Annotated in this window: 25 protein-coding genes, 1 tRNA gene and 1 other annotated feature; of the genes, 23 read left to right on the top strand and 3 right to left on the bottom strand. The window is 40.4% G+C overall.

Features of this window, described 5'->3' with window-relative positions; all coding sequences use genetic code 11:
* The first annotated feature begins 26 nt into the window (after positions 1-26).
* The 10 genes from AC1EKL_RS01830 to AC1EKL_RS01785 all read left to right on the top strand — a co-directional run bounded on the left by AC1EKL_RS01830 (position 27) and on the right by AC1EKL_RS01785 (position 8,357).
* Positions 27-800: a TrmH family RNA methyltransferase gene (locus tag AC1EKL_RS01830; protein ID WP_480189247.1), complete on the top strand. Its 774-nt coding sequence runs from the start codon at positions 27-29 to the stop codon at positions 798-800.
* An 85-nt stretch (positions 801-885) separates the two neighbouring features.
* Positions 886-1,392, top strand: coding sequence for an HD domain-containing protein (locus AC1EKL_RS01825; RefSeq protein WP_006916325.1), 507 nt, complete (start codon positions 886-888; stop codon positions 1,390-1,392).
* A 26-nt stretch (positions 1,393-1,418) separates the two neighbouring features.
* Positions 1,419-1,751, top strand: coding sequence for a winged helix-turn-helix transcriptional regulator (locus AC1EKL_RS01820; protein ID WP_464465349.1), 333 nt, complete (start codon positions 1,419-1,421; stop codon positions 1,749-1,751).
* A 47-nt stretch (positions 1,752-1,798) separates the two neighbouring features.
* Positions 1,799-2,004 (top strand) — a binding site (T-box leader).
* 36 nt (positions 2,005-2,040) lie between these two features.
* A complete protein-coding gene (gene pheS, locus AC1EKL_RS01815) occupies positions 2,041-3,087 on the top strand; it encodes a phenylalanine--tRNA ligase subunit alpha (protein WP_480189246.1) in 1,047 nt (348 codons plus the stop codon).
* 6 nt (positions 3,088-3,093) lie between these two features.
* Entirely contained in the window at positions 3,094-5,523 is a 2,430-nt protein-coding gene (pheT, locus tag AC1EKL_RS01810; RefSeq protein ID WP_480190179.1) for a phenylalanine--tRNA ligase subunit beta, read from the top strand.
* Between the two features lie 83 nt (positions 5,524-5,606).
* The gene (locus AC1EKL_RS01805; RefSeq protein WP_480189244.1) at positions 5,607-5,966 is read left to right on the top strand and encodes an endolytic transglycosylase MltG; all 360 of its coding nucleotides are present in this window, start codon (positions 5,607-5,609) and stop codon (positions 5,964-5,966) included.
* A gap of 16 nt (positions 5,967-5,982) precedes the next feature.
* On the top strand, positions 5,983-6,624 hold the full coding sequence (gene udk, locus AC1EKL_RS01800) for a uridine kinase (protein WP_480189243.1): 642 nt from the start codon (positions 5,983-5,985) through the stop codon (positions 6,622-6,624).
* Between the two features lie 86 nt (positions 6,625-6,710).
* The gene (gene greA, locus AC1EKL_RS01795) at positions 6,711-7,187 is read left to right on the top strand and encodes a transcription elongation factor GreA (RefSeq protein ID WP_480189242.1); all 477 of its coding nucleotides are present in this window, start codon (positions 6,711-6,713) and stop codon (positions 7,185-7,187) included.
* A gap of 66 nt (positions 7,188-7,253) precedes the next feature.
* Complete coding sequence (locus AC1EKL_RS01790; protein WP_480189241.1) at positions 7,254-7,700, top strand: DUF3290 domain-containing protein; 447 nt, start codon at positions 7,254-7,256, stop codon at positions 7,698-7,700.
* Positions 7,701-7,715: 15 nt separating this feature from the next.
* Positions 7,716-8,357: a DUF421 domain-containing protein gene (locus AC1EKL_RS01785; protein WP_480189240.1), complete on the top strand. Its 642-nt coding sequence runs from the start codon at positions 7,716-7,718 to the stop codon at positions 8,355-8,357.
* A 100-nt stretch (positions 8,358-8,457) separates the two neighbouring features.
* Here the strand turns inward: AC1EKL_RS01785 and AC1EKL_RS01780 are convergent, their stop codons facing one another.
* Positions 8,458-11,049, bottom strand: a complete 2,592-nt coding sequence (locus AC1EKL_RS01780) for a YfhO family protein (RefSeq protein ID WP_480189314.1) — start codon at positions 11,047-11,049, stop codon at positions 8,458-8,460.
* Between the two features lie 261 nt (positions 11,050-11,310).
* Here AC1EKL_RS01780 and AC1EKL_RS01775 point away from each other — a divergent pair, with 261 nt between their 5' ends.
* From AC1EKL_RS01775 to AC1EKL_RS01745, 7 genes are all read left to right on the top strand, one after another.
* Positions 11,311-13,362 carry a peptidoglycan D,D-transpeptidase FtsI family protein gene (locus tag AC1EKL_RS01775; RefSeq protein WP_480189239.1) on the top strand — a complete coding sequence of 684 codons (2,052 nt, stop codon included), beginning with the start codon at positions 11,311-11,313 and terminating at the stop codon, positions 13,360-13,362.
* 141 nt (positions 13,363-13,503) lie between these two features.
* Positions 13,504-13,653 (top strand): 50S ribosomal protein L33, encoded by a 150-nt coding sequence (gene rpmG / locus AC1EKL_RS01770; protein ID WP_006916314.1) that lies wholly within the window; start codon positions 13,504-13,506, stop codon positions 13,651-13,653.
* A 119-nt stretch (positions 13,654-13,772) separates the two neighbouring features.
* Positions 13,773-14,330: a 5-formyltetrahydrofolate cyclo-ligase gene (locus AC1EKL_RS01765; RefSeq protein WP_480189238.1), complete on the top strand. Its 558-nt coding sequence runs from the start codon at positions 13,773-13,775 to the stop codon at positions 14,328-14,330.
* 9 nt (positions 14,331-14,339) lie between these two features.
* Positions 14,340-15,002: a rhomboid family intramembrane serine protease gene (locus AC1EKL_RS01760; RefSeq protein WP_480189237.1), complete on the top strand. Its 663-nt coding sequence runs from the start codon at positions 14,340-14,342 to the stop codon at positions 15,000-15,002.
* Positions 15,003-15,004: 2 nt separating this feature from the next.
* A complete protein-coding gene (locus AC1EKL_RS01755; protein ID WP_480189236.1) occupies positions 15,005-15,256 on the top strand; it encodes a YqgQ family protein in 252 nt (83 codons plus the stop codon).
* On the top strand, positions 15,240-16,223 hold the full coding sequence (locus AC1EKL_RS01750) for an ROK family glucokinase (protein ID WP_480189235.1): 984 nt from the start codon (positions 15,240-15,242) through the stop codon (positions 16,221-16,223). The genes AC1EKL_RS01755 and AC1EKL_RS01750 overlap by 17 nt, the downstream gene beginning before the upstream one ends.
* Before the next feature lie 25 nt (positions 16,224-16,248).
* Positions 16,249-16,671 carry a rhodanese-like domain-containing protein gene (locus AC1EKL_RS01745; protein WP_480189234.1) on the top strand — a complete coding sequence of 141 codons (423 nt, stop codon included), beginning with the start codon at positions 16,249-16,251 and terminating at the stop codon, positions 16,669-16,671.
* A gap of 61 nt (positions 16,672-16,732) precedes the next feature.
* On the opposite strand, the gene AC1EKL_RS01740 is transcribed toward AC1EKL_RS01745, so the two are convergent.
* On the bottom strand, positions 16,733-16,909 hold the full coding sequence (locus AC1EKL_RS01740) for a DUF3042 family protein (RefSeq protein ID WP_295728320.1): 177 nt from the start codon (positions 16,907-16,909) through the stop codon (positions 16,733-16,735).
* Between the two features lie 85 nt (positions 16,910-16,994).
* On the opposite strand from AC1EKL_RS01740, the gene miaA reads away from it, so the two are divergent.
* Complete coding sequence (gene miaA / locus AC1EKL_RS01735) at positions 16,995-17,918, top strand: tRNA (adenosine(37)-N6)-dimethylallyltransferase MiaA (protein WP_480190178.1); 924 nt, start codon at positions 16,995-16,997, stop codon at positions 17,916-17,918.
* A 284-nt stretch (positions 17,919-18,202) separates the two neighbouring features.
* Positions 18,203-20,716: a mucin-binding protein gene (locus AC1EKL_RS01730; RefSeq protein ID WP_480189913.1), complete on the top strand. Its 2,514-nt coding sequence runs from the start codon at positions 18,203-18,205 to the stop codon at positions 20,714-20,716.
* 71 nt (positions 20,717-20,787) lie between these two features.
* Here AC1EKL_RS01730 and AC1EKL_RS01725 read toward each other — a convergent pair whose 3' ends face one another.
* Complete coding sequence (locus AC1EKL_RS01725; protein WP_006916302.1) at positions 20,788-20,913, bottom strand: hypothetical protein; 126 nt, start codon at positions 20,911-20,913, stop codon at positions 20,788-20,790.
* A 222-nt stretch (positions 20,914-21,135) separates the two neighbouring features.
* On the opposite strand from AC1EKL_RS01725, the gene AC1EKL_RS01720 reads away from it, so the two are divergent.
* From AC1EKL_RS01720 to AC1EKL_RS01705, 4 genes are all read left to right on the top strand, one after another.
* Positions 21,136-22,023 (top strand): exonuclease SbcC, encoded by an 888-nt coding sequence (locus AC1EKL_RS01720; protein WP_480189227.1) that lies wholly within the window; start codon positions 21,136-21,138, stop codon positions 22,021-22,023.
* The gene (locus AC1EKL_RS01715; protein WP_480189912.1) at positions 22,016-22,945 is read left to right on the top strand and encodes a hypothetical protein; all 930 of its coding nucleotides are present in this window, start codon (positions 22,016-22,018) and stop codon (positions 22,943-22,945) included. Before AC1EKL_RS01720 ends, AC1EKL_RS01715 begins: the two co-directional genes overlap by 8 nt.
* 12 nt (positions 22,946-22,957) lie before the next feature.
* Positions 22,958-23,476: a dUTPase gene (locus AC1EKL_RS01710; RefSeq protein ID WP_480189225.1), complete on the top strand. Its 519-nt coding sequence runs from the start codon at positions 22,958-22,960 to the stop codon at positions 23,474-23,476.
* 377 nt (positions 23,477-23,853) lie between these two features.
* Positions 23,854-23,927: transfer RNA gene (locus AC1EKL_RS01705), tRNA-Arg, on the top strand.
* Positions 23,928-24,105 lie beyond the last annotated feature (178 nt).

The following is a 24,105-nucleotide window of genomic DNA, read 5'->3' as shown; positions in this document are numbered from 1 at the left end:
GCGTTACTAAAATGAGGTGAAACTAAATGAGAGAACAAATAACGTCTGTTCATAATCAACACGTTAAAGATTGGCGCAAACTGCAAACCAGGAAGGGACGCAAAAAATTCGGCCAATACTTATTAGATGGCTGGCATCTTGTTCAAGAGGCCAGTCGAAGCAATCAACGGTTGATTGCATTGATTGGGAGTGCAGAAGAGCTATCCCAACACCAAGACATTGTAGCACGATTCGAAAATGTGTATGAAGTGACACCGGAGATTATTAAGCACATCACAGAAACCAATACTCCGCAAGGAATTGTGGCTGTGGTAGAAATACCAGATGTAAAGCAGGTTACTAATCCTAAGGCTGGGGCGTGGTTGCTATTAGATCGGGTGCAGGATCCGGGAAATGTAGGGACCATGGTCCGAACAGCTGATGCAACAGGCTTTACCGGGGTTGTTGCCAGTAAGCGGACTGCTGATTTCTTCAATCCTAAGGTGGTTCGTTCTATGCAAGGAAGCCAATTTCATCTTCAGTTAGTGGTGGCCGATTTAAAACGGTGGATTAACGATTTCCAAGATGATCAGCATCCAGTATACGGAACCCAATTAAATCCACGGGCCAAAAACTTTCGTCATGTTCAGCCAGGCAAAAATTTTGCATTAGTAATGGGGAATGAAGGTCAAGGAATGGCTGAAGAATTATTAAACCAAACGACTGCCAATTTGTATATCCCAATGCGGGGCAATGCTGAATCACTGAATGTTGCCGTTTCGGCCGGAATTTTAATGTTTCAGTTAAATCAGGAAAGCTAAACTTATGAAAAGTAAGTTTGATGTTCCTTTTTGTTTTAAAATCGTGTAAAATATAATTAAAAATAAAAAAGGGGTAATGATCTCAATGAGAACACCGGATGAGTGGAAAAATGACGCCCAGTATGTTGCCATTGTTCAGGATTTGTTAGCTCAACCTGCCGTTCAAAAATTAGCCAATTATACTCAGCACCACCATTCAAATCGTCTCCGTCATTCGATTGCCGTTTCTTACGATAGCTACCGAATCGCCAAGCGAATGCACCTGGATTACCGGAGCACTGCACGAGCAGGATTATTACACGATTTGTTCTATTATGATTGGCGGACGACGAAGTTTGATTTGGGTTCCCATGCTTTTATTCACCCACGGGTGGCTTTACGAAACGCCGAAAAGATTACCAACCTCAATGATAAGGAACGCGACATTATTTTAAAGCACATGTTTGGTGCAACATTAGCAGTGCCAAAGTACTTAGAAAGTTTAATCGTCTCATTAGTTGATGATTATGAAGCAGAGCATGAGTTCTTTAGTCCACTTCGGGTTCGGGTTGAATCGCGGCTTCGCAAGCGTTCATATAAAAAGCTTTCGTAAAATATTTAGAAAAAGGAGGTCAAGTTATGGAGCATTCTAATCGTCAACAGGATGATTTCTGTCTCTGTCCTCGTTTCGAACATACCTTTACAATTTTAGGGAAGAAATGGAACGGGCTAATTATCGAAGTGCTTTTAAATGAGCACACACAACGTTTTAAGGATCTTGCTGCACACGTTGATAAATGTAGTGATCGGGTTTTAGTCGAAAGACTAAAGGAGTTAGAAGACGAAGAAATCGTTCAACGCAATACTTTTCCTGGTGAAAGCCGGATTGAATACTCATTAACTAAGCGGGGCCAAGAATTAGCTCCAGTAATGAGTGCGGTTCACACTTGGAGTGACAAATGGTGTGATTAGTTCTTGACGTTGGTTGCGGAATTAGTTTACAATAAGACCAACTTTTTAGAAAAGCAATGATGGAAATTAGTAGTCTGGTAAGTCTAGCAGGGAGAAACGATTCATAAACTGCAAGTCGTTTTTAGACTTTAAAGATGAATTTCACTTCCAGAGCTGGTATTGATGTACCCGGTTGATGACCGTTACTGAATCGTTATAAGTGTATGACGATTGTCATAAACTAGGGTGGTACCGCGATAGCCTCGTCCCTTGATGGGATGAGGCTTTTTTATTTTTTAAGGAGGATCATATGGGATTAAAGGAAAAACTAGAGGAATTACGTCAGCAAGGTGCTGATGAAATTCAGAACAGTGCGAATTTAGATGCAATTAATCAAATTCGGGTCAAGTTCCTAGGGAAAAAGGGACCAATTACTAATGTCTTACGTGGGATGAAGGACTTAAGTGCCGACGAACGGCCAAAGGTTGGGAAGTATGCCAACCAAGTTCGTGATGATTTACAAAAGATGTTAGAAGAACGGCGCACAACTTTAGAAAAGCAATTAATGGATGCACGGCTTGCGAAGGAAAGTCTCGATGTGACATTGCCGGGGACACCAGTTGCCCAGGGACAACCACATGTGATTCAGCAAGTGATTGATCAATTAGTAGATCTGTTTACTGATATGGGATATGAAGTTGCGGTTGGTGATGAAGTTGAAGAGGAAGTTTACAACTTTGAAAAATTAAACCTTCCAAAGGATCACCCTGCACGGGATATGCAAGATACTTTCTATGTTACCCATTCGATCCTGATGCGGACCCAAACCTCGCCGATGCAAGCACGAATGCTTGAAAAACATGATTTTAGTCAGGGCCCGTTAAAAATGATTTCACCAGGTAAAGTTTACCGGCGGGATACGGACGATGCCACCCACAGTCACCAATTCCACCAGGTTGAAGGAATGGTTGTTGGTAAGCACGTCACAATGGCTGATTTGAAGGGAACGTTAGAAGTAGTGGCTCAACACCTATTTGGTGATCAATTAAAGGTTCGCCTGCGGCCAAGTTATTTCCCATTTACTGAACCATCAGTTGAAGCGGATATTACTTGTTTCAATTGTTTAGGTAAGGGGTGCGCCATTTGTAAGAATACCGGTTGGATTGAAGTACTAGGTGCCGGAATGGTTCACCCAAACGTTTTGAAGATGTCTGGTGTCGATCCCGAAGAATATGGTGGCTTTGCCTTTGGATTAGGTCCGGATCGCTTTGCCATGTTGAAGTATGGAGTCGAAGATATTCGTGACTTTTACCAAAATGACGTACGGTTCTTAACCCAATTTGATCAGAAAGGATAGTGGACTATGAAAGTATCATATCAATGGCTAAATAAATATTTGCCGCTAGCGCAAAACAAAATTAAGCCTGCTGCACTGGCAGAGAAATTAGCCCGGACGTCAGTGGACATTAATGCGGTTTATTCCCCAAGTGACGGCTTAAAGAAAATTATTGTTGGTTATGTGGAAGAATGTGTTCCGCATCCTGATTCTGACCATATGTCAGTTTGCCAAGTTAAGGTTAGTGATGATGAAACCATTCAAATTGTCTGTGGCGCGCCAAATGTGCAGGCAGGCAAAAAAGTTATCGTGGCCTTACATGGAGCACGGATTGCGGACAACGTTAAAATTAAGCGAGGCAAGATCCGTGGTGAAGAGTCTGACGGAATGCTTTGTGCATTACAGGAAATCGGCTTTAGTGAAAAGGTCGCACCTAAAGACTATGAAGATGGCATTTGGTTCTTGCCTGATGATGCAAAAATTGGTGACTCAGTCTTTCCATACCTTGGGATGGACGATACGATCGTGGATACTGATGTCACACCAAACCGTGGTGATATGTTGAGTATTTACGGGAATGTGAATGATCTTGCGGCAATCTATGACTTGCCAAATGGTTTTGAAAGTCATGCGGTCACAGAAAACGACGATGCTAAGACAGCTGATTTAATTTCTGCAGAGGTTGCTGATGATCAAATGGCACCAGTATATAAACTTCGGGTCATTAAAAACGTTCAGATTGCGGATAGCCCGATGTGGCTCCAAATTCGTCTGTGGAATTCCGGTATTCGGCCAATTAACAACGTTGTTGATATTACTAATTATATTTTACTGAAGTATGGACAGCCATTACATAGTTTCGATTATGATAAGCTGCCCAGCCACAAGATCCGTGTTCGGCATGCCAATGAGGGTGAAACTATGACAACTCTAGATGGTGAAGAGCAAACGCTTAAGGCCCAAGATATTGTTGTCACTGCTGGTGATCAACCAGCGGCCCTTGCAGGAACTATGGGTGGCGAGAACACCAAGGTTGATGATCAAACAACGAATGTCGTGTTAGAATCTGCAATTTTTGATCCAGTGATGGTTCGAAAGCAAGCACGACGACTTGACTTACATAGTGAATCTTCAATGCGCTTTGAACGGGGAATTAATCCAGAAACCGTTGAACAGGCGTTGGACGAAGCAGCATATTGGCTGCAAAAATTAGCTAATGGACAGGTAACTAAGGGCATTGTGGTTGGTCATGACCAGCAATATCCATCACAAGAAATTACCTTATCCTTACAAAAAGTTAAGCATGTTCTGGGGATCAATATCGATATGGAACAAGTAAAGGCGATTTTTGATCGATTAGCTTTTGAGACAACTCAAAAAGATAAGGATACGTTAATAGTTAATGTCCCAGCGCGGCGGTGGGACATTAGTCTGCCAGCTGACTTATATGAGGAAATTGCCCGTTTGTATGGTTACGACAATATTCCATCAACCCTGCCAGTGATGACCCGGAACCTGGGTGGTTTAACCAACCGGCAAAAGAAGTTGCGGGCTAGTCGCCATGTTCTTGAAGGAATGGGCTTAAATCAAGCGATTAGCTATTCCTTAACCACGGTTGATAAAGCTAAGCAGTTTGAAGTTACCCCAAGCACGACGGAGCCAATGAAGTTGGATTATCCGATGAGCTCTGATCATGTGGCGACGCGGATGAGCATTATTTCTGGCCTGTTAAACGATATTGCTTATAATGAAGCCCGAAAAGTAACCAATGTGGCACTGTATGAACAAGGTCGGGTCTTCATTCCAAAAGGTGGCGAACGCCCTGAGGAACAAGAACATGTTGCTGGTGCAATCACTGGGAGTTTAGTTGCGGATAGCTGGAATCAAAAGGCACGTTCGGTTTATTTTTATCAAATGAAGGGGATCGTGGAACAGTACCTTGATAATTTAGCAGTGGCAGGGACGATTACTTTTGTTGCCGATCAAAGTCGTTCAGAAATGCACCCAGGACGGACCGCCAATATTTTATTAGATGGTGAAGTAATCGGTTTTATTGGTGAAGTTCATCCAAATGTTGCTAAAGATTACAAGATTGATGAAACCTACGTCTTTGAAATCAATTTGGAAGCAGTATTGGCAGCGGATGTTCGTGATAAGCACTATCAACACATTAGCAAGTATCCAGAAATTACCCGTGATATTGCTTTATTAGTTGATGATACCGTTACGAATGATGAAGTCGTCGCAATTATTAAGCGGCGTGGTAGTGCCTTCTTGAAGCACATCCACCTCTTTGATGTTTACACTGGTGTTCATTTACCAAAGGGTAAGAAGTCATTGGCGTACACGCTGACTTATCAAGATGATCAGGGAACATTAAAGGAAGAAACGGTTAACCAAGCATTCGCAAAGATCGAAAAACACCTCACTGAAGAATTAGGTGCAGAAATTCGTTAATAAATAAATTAGCAAGGGGCTGAAAGAGGATTTCCGGTCTCTTGCTTTTCGTGTTGTTGTAAGTGATAGAAAGGGCCTAATTTATGCACCGATTTTCAAAAAAACAAATTCGGCAACAAAATTTGCTGGCCTTAGTGATTGTAGCCTTGTTTTTGGCGGTGGGGGTATGTGTTCATGGTTACTTTAATTATTCATTAACCCCCGTAAATAAAAATAGTCAAAAGACCAAAAAAGTGATTATTCCACGAAACAGTACTGATCAGCAGGTTAGTACAATATTGAAGCGACAAGAATTAGTGCGCAGTCGCTATGTCTTTTACTATTATTTGCAAACGCATAAGACAAATGGTGTTAAGGCTGGTACTTTTACATTAAAACAATCCCAGTCGGTTCCCGAAATTACAGTTCGGCTGCAAGAAAACCGTCACGCAAAGAAGCACTAACAATTTGGAGGCAAAAATGGAAGAAAAACGACCAATTATCATTGGGGTCACAGGTGGTTCCGGCAGTGGTAAGACGACTGTTGCCCACGCTATCTTTGACCAATTGCATGGCAATTCAATTCAAATTATTACGCAAGACACCTACTATAATGATCAAAGTGAGATGTCGATGGCTGAACGGAAGGCCGTTAATTATGACCATCCGTTAGCATTTGATACGGCGCTGCTGGTTCAACAGCTGGATCAATTGCGTCATAATCAAGCCATTGAAATGCCGGTTTATGATTATGAACAATATACTCGGTCAACTGAAACGGTCCATGTTGAACCACAAGATGTGATTATTTTGGAAGGGATTCTGATTCTTGATGACGAGCGGTTACGTGATTTAATGGATATTAAAGTCTTTGTGGATACAGATAGTGATTTACGCATTATTCGCCGAATTAAACGTGATATGCAAGAGCGTGGCCGTTCACTTGATTCAGTGATTAACCAGTATTTGGCAACCGTTAAGCCAATGTACCATCAATTTATTGAACCTACGAAACGCTATGCTGACATCATTGTTCCGGAGGGTGGTCAAAACCAAGTGGCTATTGACTTGTTAGCGACTAAGGTTCGCGACATTCTAGTTAAACGGGGTCATCAGGTTTAACTAATCGTGCCCCAATAGTTGAAAAATTGGTGCCGAAATGGTAATGTTGCAATTGGTATTTTTTAATAAAGGGGAATTAAAAATTTATGGCTGATGAAAAAACATTTCCGATGACTGCGGAAGGTAAAGAAAAGTTGGAACAAGAACTTGAAGATTTACGTTTGAAGCGTCGTCCAGAGGTTATTAAACGCATTAAGATTGCGCGGAGTTATGGTGACCTTTCTGAAAACTCTGAATATGAATCCGCTAAAGATGAGCAGGCATTTGTTGAAGGCCGGATCAGTCAAATCGAAAACATGCTGCAGTATGCAGTGATCATTGATAACGACGATGTGGCGGCTGATGAAGTATCAATGGGACGGAGCGTAACTTTCAAAGAGTTACCAGATGAAGAACCAGAAACTTACATAATTGTCGGTGAATCAGAATCTGATCCACTGTCTGGTAAAATTTCTAATGAATCACCAATGGCCAAGGGACTGTTAGGTCACAAAGTTGGTGAAAAAGTAGATATTGATATTCCAAGTGGCGTTATGCACGTGGAAATTATTGAAGTAAAGTAGTGAAAGATCATTTAGTGGGGATAACAGCTGTGTTATTACTCACTATTTTTTTATTAAGGGTAAAAAATGACATTTTATAATTTGACATATTTAGAAAATCATCAACAAGCTAATACCATTTTTAGCTATGCATTGATCATTATTTTGGGTGGATTAATGCTGTTAATGCTGGTTCAATATACTCGGCACCGTTTGGAAACCAAGTATCGTGATTTAGGCATTATTTTTTCCTTGCTACTGTTGATCATTATTGGCTTACAATACACCAAATTGGAATCGTTAAATACACAAAAATCCCAATCTTCACAGATGGTTCCTTTTGTGAAGGCAGTTGCCAGAGATCGCCACGTGAAAACACGTGAGGTCGTGGTTAATTCAACTACTTTAACGGATGGTATCATTGTCCGGATTAAGGATAAAGATTACCGGGTGAATTTAAGTGCCGACAGTAACAATTATACTTTGACGAGGGCGCATGTGATTGACCATCGAGTAATTATTAAGAAGCACTAAGGAGGGGCAAGAAAGATGGATAATACTTATTTGTTAATTACTCTTAAATTTGCTTTAGGAATGCTCTGCCTGATTTTACAAATTAATCTACTTGGTAAGGGAAATTTAGCACCAACCTCGGCCCTTGACCAAGTGCAAAATTATATTTTAGGGGCCATTATCGGGGGCATTATTTATGATAATGACATTAGCATTGTTGAATTTATTTTAGTCCTGCTGATCTGGACAGTAATTGTTTTAATTCTTCGGTACATCAAGGAACATAATCGATGGGTCCGCATTGCGATTGATGGGCAGCCACAGTTACTGATTAAAAATGGTCATGTGTTGGTTGATAATTGCATTCGTTCGGGTATGAGTGCAAATGATCTGATGTTTCGTTTACGGAGTCAAGGTATCTATGAAGTGGCACGAGTAAAAAGTGGTATTTTAGAGCAAAATGGCCAGTTAGTGGTAATTGAAAATAATGAGCATGATGTAAAATTTCCATTAATCAGTGATGGCCAGTTGAATACAGATATTTTAGAACTAATTCATCGTGATGCTCAGTGGGTTGAACAACAGATATCGGCTGCTGGTTATCATGGATTAGATGATATTTACCTTGGCGAATATTTACATGGTGAATTGCGGTTGGTCGGGTATCCCAAACGTTAAGTTCAATCAATTAGTGGATTTGAAAATAACCGCGTCAGTTCAGTTGATTCAGAACTGGCGCGGCTGTTATTGTATTATAAGGCTTTTCCGGGAATTAAGATTATTGCCGATTTGGTCGTCGTTTTTGGTACCAGCAGCACATGATGAGGGTAATTAGACTAATCAACGTTCCTGGGATGAGCAATGGCGGAATGTAAGTCATGGTAACACGATGGGTCCCTGAATTCATTGGAATCCCCATGAAAGTACCAATGACCTTAAATGGCGTGACAGAATGATTATCCACTTTAACATGCCAGCCCTTTGCATAAGGGATGGTGGTCATCAAAAATTGGTGCGGTTTCCGTATAGTTACTGTTCCTTTAATTTGATTAGCGCGGTAACTGGTCACGCGTAAGCCGGCACTTTGCAAAGCTTTGCGGGAATGCTGGAAGGCTTGACCATTAAGTCGGTACAGACTGACGTTTTGCATCCATAAAGCCTGCTTTTTGAGTTTGAATTGAATACTAATGGATTTGCCCTTTTGTTGGTGAGCCAAATTAATCACGATGGTATTGTGATAGGTCGGATATTGATCCAGCGGGCGCCCATTAATTTTAATTGAAGCAACACTTTTGACGCTTGCACCAAGAGTCATGTAATAAGAGTCATTGGTTTGCGGTGTAAAGTGGAGGGTGACGCTGGCGGATTGCGACGGTTCTCTGCGTGTAAAAGTGGTGCCAGTAATTTGTTTGGCACTTTGAACGTTTTTGAATGTCACGTGGTCAAAGTTTTGAACGTTAAAGAGACGATTATTAGCTGACTGCCCAGCTAATAATTGATAAATTTGTGATTGGTAGCTGAGCGGATCTAATGTCACGTCATGGAAATTAAGGATTTTTTTGCTAGCCCCAAAAGCAATGGGGAGAGCGTTCGGATTTTCCTTAATATTTACTAACTTGGTGTGGTGATAATCGCGGAGACGATGCCAATCCATTCTAGTACTGGTAATGGGTAGAACTTGATTACCATTCACTTGACCATGATGACGGGCAGTTAGAAAGTATTTGAAGCCTAATAAAGAATCTGTAACTTGGGTTCCATTAGAGTAGGTAATGAAACCATCGCCGGCTGGCTGACCAATTGTACCCATGAAAGTTGAAACGGCTGGTTCCATTGTGGAGCCAAAGTGTTCACCGCCGTAATAGTCACTTTGAAATGGATCATCTTTAGTGCGCATGAAGTTTTTAGCAATTCTGTACCAAGAATGGTCCCCCTGTTTGGTTTTACGAACAGCTTGGTTCATTGCAGTTGTATAGTTACCAAACTCGGGTTGAGATACGTACGAGATATGATTGAGTGAGATGGCCGAATTACTTGTCACATCAACTATAACTAATAGGACAAACAGTAGGTCCGTCATTTTAGGTGCGTGGTGATAATCAATCAGGAGTAGACAAATGCTGATCAGAGCAAAACAGAGACCAATTGCCAGTTGGGATGAATTGATGTATGAAAAATGAGCTTTGTTTAACCACAAATAAGTTGTAATTGCACAAATGAGGATCAATAAACCACCCGCTACATACCAGTTGATTTTAAGGTCGGGTTTTAGAGTCATTGCGGCTAGGTAAAGAACCCAGAAACAGAAAACAAACGAAAAACGGGATGGGTACCAGACGGGAAATTGTCCGAGGTGCCAAAGTAAGTCTAATGGTTGAAAACAGAAGGAGAAAATTAACAGGGCAGAGATCAACAATGCTGTTAATTTGGCCGGCCAATGGTCATGACTGTAGATGAAGTAGAGACAGGCTCCAATGATGAATAGCATGCCAACGTAAATGTTTGGTTGTCCAGAAGGCATTTGGCCAAAATTGAATGATCCCGGCACTAATTTAGCTAGAATCTTGAGTGGCTGATATTCAAATGCCCATTTAATTTTTTGCTCCGTATAGGTCCCCTTGCTTTGGGTTAGTGCATAAATGGTCGGGAGCGTTACGATAGAACTAAGTAAGCCGCTGACGAGTGAAAAGAAGCAGAAGCGTCCCGTAATTTTTCCCAAATGGGACCAGTTACTAAATTGACGAGTAGTTTGCCAAATAAAGAAGAGGACAGTAAAAATAGCGACCATCCAGGCCATATAGTAGTTATCCAAGATGGTAAGAGTTAACCAACCAACATAACGCCATGGACTCTGATTGTTAATTAAACGGAGCAGACCGTTAATTACAAGGGGCAGTAAGAAAAGAACATCTAGCCAAAGAATGTTTAACTGATTGGCAATCATCCACCCCATGAGGGCATAGGCCGTTGCAAAGGCCCAGCTACGGGGTGGTGTTTGGAGGTGCCAACGTTGAATTAACCAACAAAAGCTCAGACTAGCGAATCCATATTTGAGCAGTACAAGGATTAGGATCCCAGATGAAAGTGACGGTCCAGGAAAAAACAAGAGAAGTAGATTGAGGGGGCTAAATAGATAGTAAGCATTGGTACCGAGCATTTCACCGCCAAGCCCCTTAGAAAAGGAGTAAAATAAACTAGTTGGGTGGTGAAGAACTAAATTTCGAAAGGCGGCCAAGAAGTCGACGTACTGTTGTCCAAGGTCAACAGTTAAAATCGAATTTTGACCGAAGGGGGCCATTTGTCGGTAAGCAAAATAGCTCCCCATGATAATCACCGGAATAAAGAATGCAATTAACAATGATGATTGCATTTGGCTGTGTTTTTTAAACAATAAAATCACCTCAAATAAACTAGCTTGTATTATATAACAGGATACTTTTTTCAACATTGGTTATCATGAAGGTTTTAAATTTAATTAAATCACTGTTAAAGTACTCACTTTTGCTTAAAAAGGGAGTATTATTAACACCGTTACTTTAATATGGAATAATTTTGGTTATTAGCTTGAATGACCATCGATAATCTTTAAAATGAAAAGTTAGAATTTTCTAACAATGAAGGAGAATGTCAAGTGAATTTTTTGAATCGCTTTAAAGGACTTTTTAAATTTCGTTCTCGCTCACGAAATAAGACAGCCAAGTCCGCAATCCCATTTCGGTTAAACTTTCTTTTGTGGATTGTCGGCTTGCTACTGCTTGCGCTTGCCGTCCGACTGTTCTATTTACAGGTGTTGAACGGAGCTTCTTACAAGGCAGAGGTCAAGCGTTCTGACACCACGACACAAACGAATAATGTTCAACGGGGAATGATCTATGATGCCACCGGTAAAGTGATGGTTGGTAATCAGGCAACCCAGGCTATCACATATACCAAGGGGCAAAATGTTGATAGTGATGACTTGTACAAAATTGCCAACCGGCTTGGTAACTATTTAACGGTACCGACTAGTCGTTTGACAACGCGGAATCAGCAAGATTATTACTTAGCTGATAAACAACATTTAAAAACCGTAATCAAATTAGCGAAGAGTACCGATAGTTCTAGTCAGTATGATGATGCAATTGATTACTTAAATCGCCACCCCCACTACTTTAAACTGACGAAGAGTGAAAAGAATAAGGCAATGATTTATGGCTCAATGAGCGGTGCCTACTCACTTTCAACTACCTATATTAAATCTAAGAATGTATCAGCCAAGGAACTAGCGGAAGTTAGTGAACACTTGAGTGAAATGCCTGGTGTCAAAATTGGAACTTCTTGGTCGCGAAATTACCCATCTGGTAAAGATGTTAAGAGTTTAGCCGGGACGGTTTCGACGACCGGATTACCGAGTGATGAAGTCAATAGCTTATTGTCACAAGGGTATTCACGGAATGATAATGTCGGACAAAGCTACCTTGAGAAGCAATATCAGGCCACTCTTGCTGGATCGAAGTCACAAACTCAGGTCACAACTAGTGGCAATAATGTCACGAAGACGAAAGTAACTTATCCAGGTAAAAAGGGTGACAATCTGGTCTTGACCGTTAATGCCAAATTCCAAAATGATGTGCAAAAGATTCTCAAGAGTAACTTTCCGGCAGGTGGTAACTCGACGGGGGTTTATGCCGTAGTTATGAATCCATATACGGGCGCCATTTACGCGATGGGCGGAATCGATCGTAATCCATCAACCGGTAAAATGACCGATGATCAAATTGGGGCAATCAATCACCCCATTACAATGGGATCAGTTGTCAAGCCAGCCACAATTATGGGTGGATTGATGGAAAAAGTAATCACACCAGAGAATAATACGTTAACGGATACACCAATTAAGGTCGCTGGGACCTCAGTGAAGAGTTCTTGGTTTAACAAATCAGGATCAGCAAGCATGGCATTAAGCGCGCCAGAAGCACTAGAAGTGTCATCTAACTCCTACATGATGCAAATTGCAATGAAGGAAGGTGGCATGAACTACCATAGTGGCGCACAGTTGACTTTGAAGCCAAGCATTTTCACTAAGATGCGTTACTACTACAACATGTTTGGTTTAGGGCAAAAGACCGGAATTGACCTCCCTGGGGAAGTATCTGGTTATAAAGGACCATCGAAAAAGAAAAATATTGGTTCTGCACTGGACTTATCATATGGGAACTACGATGGTTACACTACTATCCAGTTAGCACAGTACATGTCGACCATTGCAAATGGTGGTTACCGGATGAAACCATACATTGTTAAGGAAATTCGGGGAACCAAGTCCAATGGTGAGTTAGGAAACATTACCTATACTGCACAACCTCAGGTTCAACAGGTGATCCCAGCACCAAAGTCGTATTTTGAGCTAGTTCGGCGGGGATTGTATTTAGTTACCCACGGGACGAATTCTTACACGACTGCTAAGTCATTAAGCAGTGTTAAGCCATCCATTTCTGCGAAGACGGGGACGGCGGAAACCTTCTACAAGAAACAAAGTACTGAAACGCTAAGTTTTGCTGGTTATGCGCCATCAGATAAACCACAAGTAGTGGTTGCATTGGCGATTGCTAACGCTTCAGGTGGAGAAAATAACCTGACGATGGCTAAGCAGATTTTCCAAGCTTATTGGAAAGATGTTCAAAGTGATAAGACAAGTCAATAAAGTGTCAAGGAAAAAACCTTAACAAACTTTGGTAAAAAACTGGTCAAACTTACGAATTAATGATATAGTTGTACGAGTTAGGGTTACGTATTAAATAACGTATTCTCGTTAAAAATAAAATTAAGTTTGGAGGCAAAAACAATGCGTGTAAATATCACACTTGAATGCACTGAATGCCACGAACGGACTTACTTAACTAGTAAGAACCGTCGTAACAATCCCGACCGGCTCGAATTAAAGAAGTACTGCCCACGGGAACGTAAGGTTACCTTACATCGCGAAACTAAGTAAGGTAGATGCATGAAACGTCATGGAATTCATTCCATGACGTTTTTTGCTACCATTGGCCTTTTCATTCAATTTGATCATCGGTATAATAGTGCCCGTTAACTATTTCAAGGAGGATAACCATGTACAGCAAAAAGGAAATGCGTCAGGCATATATAGCTCGACTGCAACAATTGGATCTCAATACCCGTTTGGAAGAAGAAAAACAGCTCGCTTCTAAATTATACGATCAGCCAGAATGGGTAAGTGCTCAAATGATTGCAATTACGTTAAGTCAATCTTTTGAAATTAATACTGCACCAATTATTCTCCATGCGCGGCATAAGGGACAACAAGTTGTGGTCCCGCGTACGCTTCCTCATCGTCAAATGGAATTTGTAACGCTTACCGAGGAAACACAGTTTAGTGAGAGCCACTTTGGGGTATTAGAGCCGGTCAATGGCCAGGTCGTTACTCCTGATGATATTGATCTCATGGTAGTTCCGGGAGTTGCCTTTACGCTATCCGGAAAACGTTTAGGATTTGGCGGTGGTTACTATGACCGTTATTTAACTAAATACCACGGCCCTAAGTTAGCGCTAGCTTTGAACACCCAATTGGCAGATGAGGATGAATGGGCCGTAGAAGAGTTTGATATTCCAATGGATCGGGTGGTTAATCTCGCTAGTGATGAACGATAGAGGCGTGGTATGAAAAATTCTTTACGACAAATGCCGGTTACAATTACGTTAATTGTAATTTGTGTTGGCTGTTATTTATGGACGGTAGTCCAAGGTGGATCAACGAACCTGGCGGTTTTAATTCATTCAGGTGCCAAGGATACCCCGCTGATTTTACAAGGCCAATGGTGGCGATTGTTAACTGCTGGTTTCCTTCATATTGGTATTCAGCATTTAGTAATTAATATGCTGACCTTGTACTTTTTAGGGATGTATGTGGAAACACTCTTTGGTCATTGGCGAATGCTAATAATTTACTTAGTGAGCGTTGTTAGCGGCAATTTGTTTAGTATGTTGATGCAGCCGGTTAATTCAGTGAGTGCCGGGGCTAGTACAGGGTTGTTTGGCCTCTTTGGGGCTTTTATTATGTTAGGAATTGTTTTTCGAGACAATCTTTTAGTTCGTCAAATTGCCCGTCAATTTTTTATCCTGGTGATTTTTAATTTTGGAGCGGACTTGTTAATGCCCGGAGTTGATTTAGCAGGGCACTTGGGCGGCTTTTTTGGGGGGCTTTTAAGTGCTGGGATGTTAGGTTCAACAAAAATTGGCAAAATAGACTTGCTAAAGCGTTTTCTTAGTGGCACTATATTAATTGTATTTATTATCTTAATGTTTTGGAAGGCGGTGTCATAGGAATGAAACCGATTGTACACCTGCGAACGTTATATGACGTTCAGCAACTTCTAAAGCGCTTTGACGTTTTTGTTTATGTTGGGAAACGTTTATGGGATATTGAACTAATGGCGCTGGAAATTGACAACCTCTATCAGGCAGGGGTAATTGATCGAGCTCTCTTTTTACAAGCAAAGTTAGTGTTAAAGCGTGAACACCGGAATGAACAAAAAATGGCAAAAGAAAGGAAGAAATTATATGGAAACAAAAAATAAAAAACTCATTGGGGTAGATCTTGGTGGAACCACAATCAAATTTGCAATTTTAACAGCTGCGGGGGAAATTCAACAAAAGTGGTCAATTCGTACTAATATTTTAGATGAAGGATCCCATATTGTTTCTGATATTGTTGACTCAATTAACCACCATATTGACCTTTATAAGATGAGTCGGGATCAATTTATTGGTATCGGGATGGGAACTCCCGGGACTGTTAACCGTGAAAAGGGAACGGTAATTGGTGCTTACAATTTAAACTGGAAGACTCTGCAACCAGTTAAAGAACAGATTGAGAAGGGGACAGGTTTGAAGTTTGCCCTTGATAATGATGCGAACTGCGCTGGTTTTGGCGAGCGCTGGAAGGGTGCTGGTAATGATGGTGACGATGTGGCCTTTATTACTCTGGGTACCGGAGTCGGTGGTGGATTAATTGCTAACCGGAAACTGATTCACGGAGTGAACGGTGCTGGTGGTGAAGTTGGCCATATTATCGTTGAACCGAATGGTTACCAATGTACTTGTGGTAATCATGGTTGTTTGGAACAATACGCATCCGCAACGGGGGTTGTCCATTTAGCTCAGGATTTGGCAGAAGAATACGAAGGTGATTCCAAGCTGAAGGCCATGATTGACAATGGGGATGAAATTACTTCCAAGATTGTCTTTGATTTAGCCAAGGCGCATGATTACTTAGCTAATCGGGTGGTTGACAAGGTTACCTATTACTTAGGGCTGGCAGCTGCTAACATTAGTAACACTCTCAACCCAGAATACATGGTTATCGGTGGTGGTGTTTCTGCAGCAGGTGATTTTCTCCTCGACCGGGTTCAAAAGAATTTTGAAAAATTTGCCTTTCCAACTGTTCGGACATCGACTAAACTAAAGTTAGCAGAATTGGGGAATGATGCTGGTGTCATTGGCGCTGCTTCATTAGCAACCCAATTTGAAGAAAATGCCAACTAGAATGCAGAGAAAGTAGGGAAAAGAATTGGTAGTTGGAGCAATTAGTACTAGTGCCTTGATTTTGGACATTATTTTTATTGCGATTATCTTGGTATGGTTAGGTAGTTATTTATTTGGTCGCTGGCGTCGTAATAAATATGCCACGGTAATTGATGAAGATGATTTTCAAAAGGGAATGCACAAGGCCCAAGTATTGGATGTGCGTCCTAAAAATCAGTTTGATCGGGGTCACATTTTGGGAGCACGATCAATGCCACTGACTTTCTTACGTCAACAGATGGGTGAACTTCGTCCGGACTTGCCCGTATATTTGTATGATGAAGGAATGACTTTAAGTACTCAAGCCGCAGCATATTTAGGTAAACGTGGTTTCGATAAGGTCTATATCCTGAAGGATGGTTATGCCAAATGGTCTGGAAAGACTAAGAAGGCTAAGTATGCAGATTAATTAATAAAAAGGTCAGCGCTCATAGCTGAACGCTGTCCTTTTTTATCATAATGATGGGTTATTACATTTGGTGAGCAGAACGGCCCTTACGGTTTGCTGCCCGACGGTTATTATCGAACTTTTCTTCAGTTTCTTCGATTGGTTCGATTACAGTTTTATGGAATGTGATAATACCAGTAGCAACGGCTCCAAGGGTTGCTAAAGTCCCTAGAGCAAAACCTTTAGTAAATTGTTTCATAATGGAAACTCCTTTCGTTCTTACTGATTCCATTATGCAAGATTTTTAAGGAGATTTCCAGTCATCTATAGAAAGGGGCAGGCAGATGGTCAAAGTTGTGGGAATTGTTGGACCGACGGCGGTCGGCAAGACCGCCCTGTCCATTCAATTAGCCAAACAATTAAACGGTGAAATTATTTCTGGTGATTCTATGCAGGTGTACCGAGGCTTAGATATTGGGACTGCTAAAATTACCCCATCTGAAATGGCAGGGGTGTCTCATTACCTAATTAATATACGGAATGTTGATGATAGGTTCTCTGTAGCAGATTTTCAACAATTGGCCAATCGAAAAATTCAAGAGATTAGTCGCCGACATCATTTGCCAATGGTGGTTGGTGGAACTGGGTTTTATCTTCAATCCCTAACCCAAAATTTGACATTAGGGGCTGATCACTTTGATGAACAGTCAGCAAAGATTCGTCAAAAGTGGCACAAAGTTGCTGAACAACAAGGGGGACAATTCGTTTGGAACCATTTAAATAAGCTTGATCCAGTTGCTGCTGCTCAAATTCCCGTTGCAAATGTACGTAGAGTAATTCGGGCCTTGGAAGTCATCCAAAAAACTGGCCACCCATTTTCACAACAGGAACAGCGACCAGCGTTAAATGATTTTTACTTAATTGGTTTAAACACTGATCGACAGAAGTTATATCAACGGATTAATCAGCGGGTTGATGAAATGGTAAATCAAGGCTTGGTTGCGGAGGCTCGTTCTCTATATCAGGCAGGTGGTAAAAATTATCAGTCGGGAAAGGGGATTGGTTATCGTGAATTATTCCCATATTTTGACGGTGAGATTTCACTTGAACAGGCAATTGATAAAATTAAATTAGATTCTCGCCACTATGCCAAACGCCAGTTAACCTGGTTTAGGAATAAAATGAATGTTCACTGGTTTGATTTGGTAGGTGGCCAGAATACGATTACAGAAATTAAGCAGCAGGTTGCCGAATGGCTTGCACATTAATTGATCTAAATTAAAAATTCTGAGTTTTGGGAGCCTTGGCCAAACTCAGGATTTTTTTAATGATTGATAATTCTAGATTGCCCATTTTGCCTTATGATACATTCCCTAAGGTAACACATTTTGCATAAATAAATAGATATAATTTTAATTATTAAAATTTAACAAGCCCTGGTCAAATCATTTATTAATATAACCTTATTTATATACACTCTGAAACTATTGACAAGCGTTTATCAATTATCGTATAAAATTTATTGTTAAAATTTTAGAGGAGTGAGCAAATAATGTTATCATCTAATAACAAAAACGAGCTTTTGAAGAAGCAAGTTTCTCAACGCCAAAAATTTACCATTAAAAAGTTGACGGTGGGAGTAGCTTCAGTATTAATTGGTTTCATGTTTATGTGGAGTGGGGCAAACACCGCTAGTGCAGATACTAACGATGCTAGTGAAACTGCTATCACTGCTCAAAAACAAGGTAATGATCAGAAGCAGGCGGCTGACCAAAATGATGATCAAGAGATTAATAATGGTGTGGATCAAAGCAATAATGCCATTGCAAACAATCGCGAAACTGAACAAGTAGAAGCTAAAACTACGACTAATGAAAGTCAAGATCAATCAACACCTATACCGAGTTACTACAACATTACAGTTAACTACCGGGATGTTACTCGTAATAATCAACCAATCCAAACGTTAACTAATAACAAGTGGGAATATAAACAACCATTTAAGCAAACAGCAGTCCGGACTGGTAATAAAATTTACCAAATCTTTAAAGCCCCATATGCTGGTTACAAACTTATGAATCCTGAAGTATTAGACCAATACTTCACATTTGATACATCTGGTTATGCAACTTTGAAGTCGGGACTGACTGACCAAAATATTAACATTACGTTGGACTATGCAATGCTTTCACCAATTAAGGTGGAGTATGTTGATGTTGATAATGGAAATGTGCTTGCTTCAATGGTCTTACCAACATACTGGATTACTACTGAATCACCTGCCCATCAAGCTGGTGATGTTAAAGCCCCATATGCATCACGTTATGAAGGGGCAGCAATCCATATTCCGGGTTATGAACTGGTTTCAGAACCAGTCCTTGGCGGTAAGATCACGGGACAAACACAAAACTATTTCCAAGATCCTAATTATGTTTACCTAACATTTAAATATAAAAAAGTGATGACTAATGATGATGCGGTTACCACTACGTCGGGTAAGGGAAGTGATGGTGCAGTCATCGTACGCCAATGGACCAGTTTGCCTGGAATGTTCACCATTCAAGGGGTTTACGGCACCCGGATTGATGAAGACGGTAATGGTGATGTTGAAAAGCGGACTAGTGATCTGATTAACCATTATGAAAAGCAAGGGTTCACGTATGTTGGTACTACTGGTAAGTATTACAATAGTGATTACTACAATTACTATGCTAAAGGAACGAACCTGTACTTACTACCTAATAAGCCAGTTGTGGTTCGGTATGTTGATGAACAAGGAAACCAATTAGCGGCTGACGATACGATTGCCTTTAACGGGGCGAACCCTGATCAAACAAATGATGGACTTAATGAAAGTGAACACTGGTATCCAGCTGGTGAATGGCAAGCTGAAGCTAAGTCAATTGATGGGTACCACCTAGTTAAGACTGCCGGAGCAACTACTGGGCAATTTACTGCTTATCAATACGTAACAACCTTTATTTATGCAAAAGATCAAGGAAATATAATCGTTAAAGTCCATGATCTAACTGAAAATAAAGATTTGGACAATTACATGTATGAAACTGGTCTCCAAGATGTTGATACGCCCGTTAATTATCAAATTGATAAGACCATTGCTGAACTCCAGAAGGCTGGTTACAAAGTTACAAATCCAGATGTTTCTGTTCCAGGTAGTATTACTAAGGGAACACGAACGGTCACTATCTATGTTGAACATGATACAGTAACCATTACTCCAGACAAACCGGTTGATCCTGATACTCCCGTTAATCCGGATAACCCAACTGGGCCCAAGTTTCCTGAAGGAACATATAATGAACATTTAAATCATAGTTATGTACGAACCATTAATTATGTTGATGACAGTACAAACCAACCAGTTGCGGACTCAAAGGAACAAACGGTGAACGCTAAGCGGACCGCCCTGGTTGATAAGGTTAACGGCAATCTCCTTGGTTATGTTGACGAAAATGGTCAACTTATTGATGGTGATGGTTGGCAGACAGATCATGATGGGTGGGAAGCAGTTAAATCTCCTGAAGTCGATGGTTATCTTACCCCGGATATCACGGAAGTAGAAGCAGTTAAAATTAATCCGAATGATCCATCTAATCGCCAAATGGTCACTGTTTCCTATAAGACAAAACCAGGAAATATTAATCCAGAAAATGACGAACCGGGTACTCCAGTTGGTCCAACACCAACGACACCGGAAACACCAGATACTCCAACTCCAGAGCAACCAACGATGCCGGAAACACCAAATACTCCAGTTCCAGAGCAACCAACGACGCCGGAAATACCAAATACTCCAGTTCCAGAGCAACCAACGGCGCCCGAAGCACCAGAAGCTCCAGCTCCAGAAAAACCAACGACAAGCACCACTATTGTACGGACCTCAGTAGGTGATCCAAAGAAAGATAACTCAGGTCAGACTGATGGCATTGCTAGTCAATTACCACAAACTGGTCATGACGACCAAAAATTGGTTGCCTACGTTGGATTAGGAATGTTAACAAGTTTGTTAGCATTAGTTGGTTTAAAAAAGCGCCAACAAGATTAATCGAAACCAAATAGAAAAGAGGTTGGGATAATTTCCCAGCCTCTTTATTAGTTTAATGTTTAATTTTTAAATTAATCACTAAGCTTGGCGGCGTCAGCGTCGATCTTTGCAAAACCAGAGCCATCAGGCTTCTTAGTACCACGCTTTTCCATAGCCTTACGAGCCATTTCTTTGCGTTCTTGCTTACTTAAAGTCATCAACATTCGCCTCTTTCCAAATCCAAACAGTTAACTATTTCACATTTGTAAAATAACTAACTATCTCTATTATAGGTCGCCAAATCTAAAATGCAAATTCGTCATAAAATCTTAAGAAATATTACAAGATCAATGATTAACTTTAATTTATTGATCAGAATGGTTAAAATTAATAGTATATAATTACACAGATTATGTGTAACAGTTAAGGAGATATCATCCATGGCAAACGAAAAGTATGACAATGAAAAACTTGATGTGGGTGGCATGATTAATCAAGCCATTACACAAAAGATTGATTATTTAACTAAACTTAAAGCGGCAGTGACTCGTCATCAAGATGCTGAAATTTACCGTTTACTTGATAATCAACGTTATGCAGCAGAAATTGAACATCGTGAACAACAGGCCAATGATGCTGGGGTAATGAATCTAGTTGATAATTTGGCGGATCAATTAAGTGACTATTTAAGTAAGAGTTTGATCGACTATTTAGGCAAGGCTTACCCATTTTTCTATTATGAAGAGTATCAAACTGGTCACTACCGAATTTATTTTGGTAATTGGTGGGATCGGCGCCAATTTGGTGAGTTGGATGTTTTAAATATTCGCTTTGCCTTTAATCAGGATGAATACAATAAGCTTGCCCAATCGTTTAAGTTGAGTGAAGAGGGTAAAAAATACAACAGTGCCCGTATTCAAAAATTATCAGAAGAAAATGATCATTTGCAAAGCTTAATTGACTCCGGAACGGAACGAGAACAAGAAAAGGCAACATTACAGAATGAACTCAAGGAAGCTAATTCGCGATCCGGCTTATTTGAATCAAGTAAGAATAAGGAAGCCCGGCAAGATATTATTGATCGGATTAGCGAATTAGAGGATCAAACTGAAGAAGCGCGGGGTGCTCAGGCACATATTAAACAGAATAATCAAACGGTTTTGGAATTGTCCAAGGAGAATACGATTTTGAGTTACGAACAAAAGAGTATTATCGATACGTTTGGAAGTTTTGAAGATTTCGAATTAGCCAACCGCAACCTATATGCCCATTATTTAAAACACTTATCACAACAAGATGACGGAAAGCAGGTGGCTGATCATGAGTAATGAAAAAATGCCAGAAACAGCCACTGAAAAAGTCCAAGCGTTAAGTGATTCCTTAACGAATGGACTGCGAATTGGTGAACAATATGTTGCCTTGCTAAATGAATTATGTGGGAAGACAGATCCAAAAGATTTATTAACGGCAACCGTGAAATTAGCTAAGATTGATTTATCATCACCATTTGTAAAGTTTCCTCAACACTATCAAACTGCGGACTACTATCTTTTATTTATGGGTCGCCTATTAGACTTAGCTAATATTTCGGGGTTAAGTATCAATGAAGATGAAACAGAACATCGTTTGTCAATGACATCAACTCATTTCGAAAATATTGAATTTCGTTTTGAGCTAGACCGGCAAAATGGCGGAGCATTTTTTACGGAACAAGAAAAGCATGAGCCATTATTTTATCTAAATTTGGAACGGAAGGTTTTACGGTTTAGCAATCGAGCACTCGTTAACTTTTTCGTGATTAGAGAGATTAATCGCTATAGTGACTTGGATATTCAAGCAACTCTACAGTCACTAATTGACTTCTCTAAAATTCTGGTCAACGAGTTAGGCTTTACCGTAGATCTCGGTATTTTGGATTCGTCCAATGAAGTTGCGTTCCCATTGCAAGCACCTGAATTAGATTTAACAGTGATTGATCGGTTGTTTGTCAAAACTACTGACACAGAATTCATGTTGTTAAGTCTGCCAAAGAATAATGGGGCATTGTTAGACTTGGACCGAGAGATTAAGTTAACTCTTTCGTATGATCCTGATGATTACAGCAAGCAATGGTACTTCCACGTTAGTGATCCTGATGAACAATATTCATTGTTTGATATCTTGCTTCATTACGATATGATTCGTGATTGGTACCTGAATAACCGAGAGGCGTTAGCAGTACGTTCGGATCCGGTTGTATTTGCTGACTAATGGGGTGAACATGTGTTAGACATTACTCAATTATTGCAAGATACAATTTATTTTGATAATCAAATTATTGAACGGCGGGACTTGCTATTAGGACCGGAGAGTCACCTAAGGGAAATTTTAGTCCATTGTGACCGTTCACTGGCAGGCTTGTACCAACCCGCAATTAGCTATGATTTAATAAAGGCTCCAGCAGTATCGTTATCTAACCAACAGATTTTAGAACGATATGTTGCTGTTTTACACTGGTTTTTACTATTTAGTGCGCAAAAACAGTGGACGCACTTAGTTGTCATGGACGAGGCTAGCTATCATAAGTTAACCCAGGCGAAGCCAGTTACAAAGTTAGCGGATCAGGATCAGCAATACTTAACGATTAAGTATTTTCTATTTACGAGCTATTATACCCATCGGCAAGCGGACTTTCGGCACGCTTGGCGACTCTTGATCAAGTACGGCCTGGTCGACCTTAAGCTGTCAACGGATGCAATTATGCAAGAACATGAACGTTTAATAAAGGAAAATATAAGATAGAAAAATGGCGTTACTGCATTTAAACAGTAGCGCCACTTTCCTGTTGATAAGATAAAAGAAAAAGATCGGCTATGCTTTATGGGAATCCACGCTTGCAGCATGACGTCCCTGGGAGTGCTTCACCGGCTGGAAACCTGATACTTTGGCCTGAGCGACCGCTGATAATGAAATAATTAATACGATGACGATTAATGGTAACATTTCAACACCCCCACAAAACATTGTCTAACTCTTATTATTATCAAAATGATTAAAAATGCAATCTTTTTGTAACATTTAACATCTATTTTTAATATTTCTTAAACAAATTAGGAAGATTGCTAAAAAGTAGGGGCTAAAATTGACAAATTTTAAAAAAGTTAGTATATTATTGGCTTGGGAGGATAGCTCAACTGGATAGAGCATCGGTCTTCTAAACCGAAGGTTGTGGGTTCGATTCCCACTCTTCTCATTGAAACCGCCTTAGAAGCCTTGATATGATAGGATTCTTTTTTATTGGTATCTACAAGCTAACGATGAGTGAAATTATTTTTAGTTTATTAACAATATGATTGTTAATTTTTAAATGATCATTCTTAAAAGACGGTGCCTTGATTTATGTGTTAATGGCTCATATAATTTGGAAATGA

The sequence above is a fragment of the Limosilactobacillus sp. C0001E2 genome (assembly GCF_056590915.1).
This window is presented reverse-complemented; position numbering and strand designations above follow the sequence as displayed.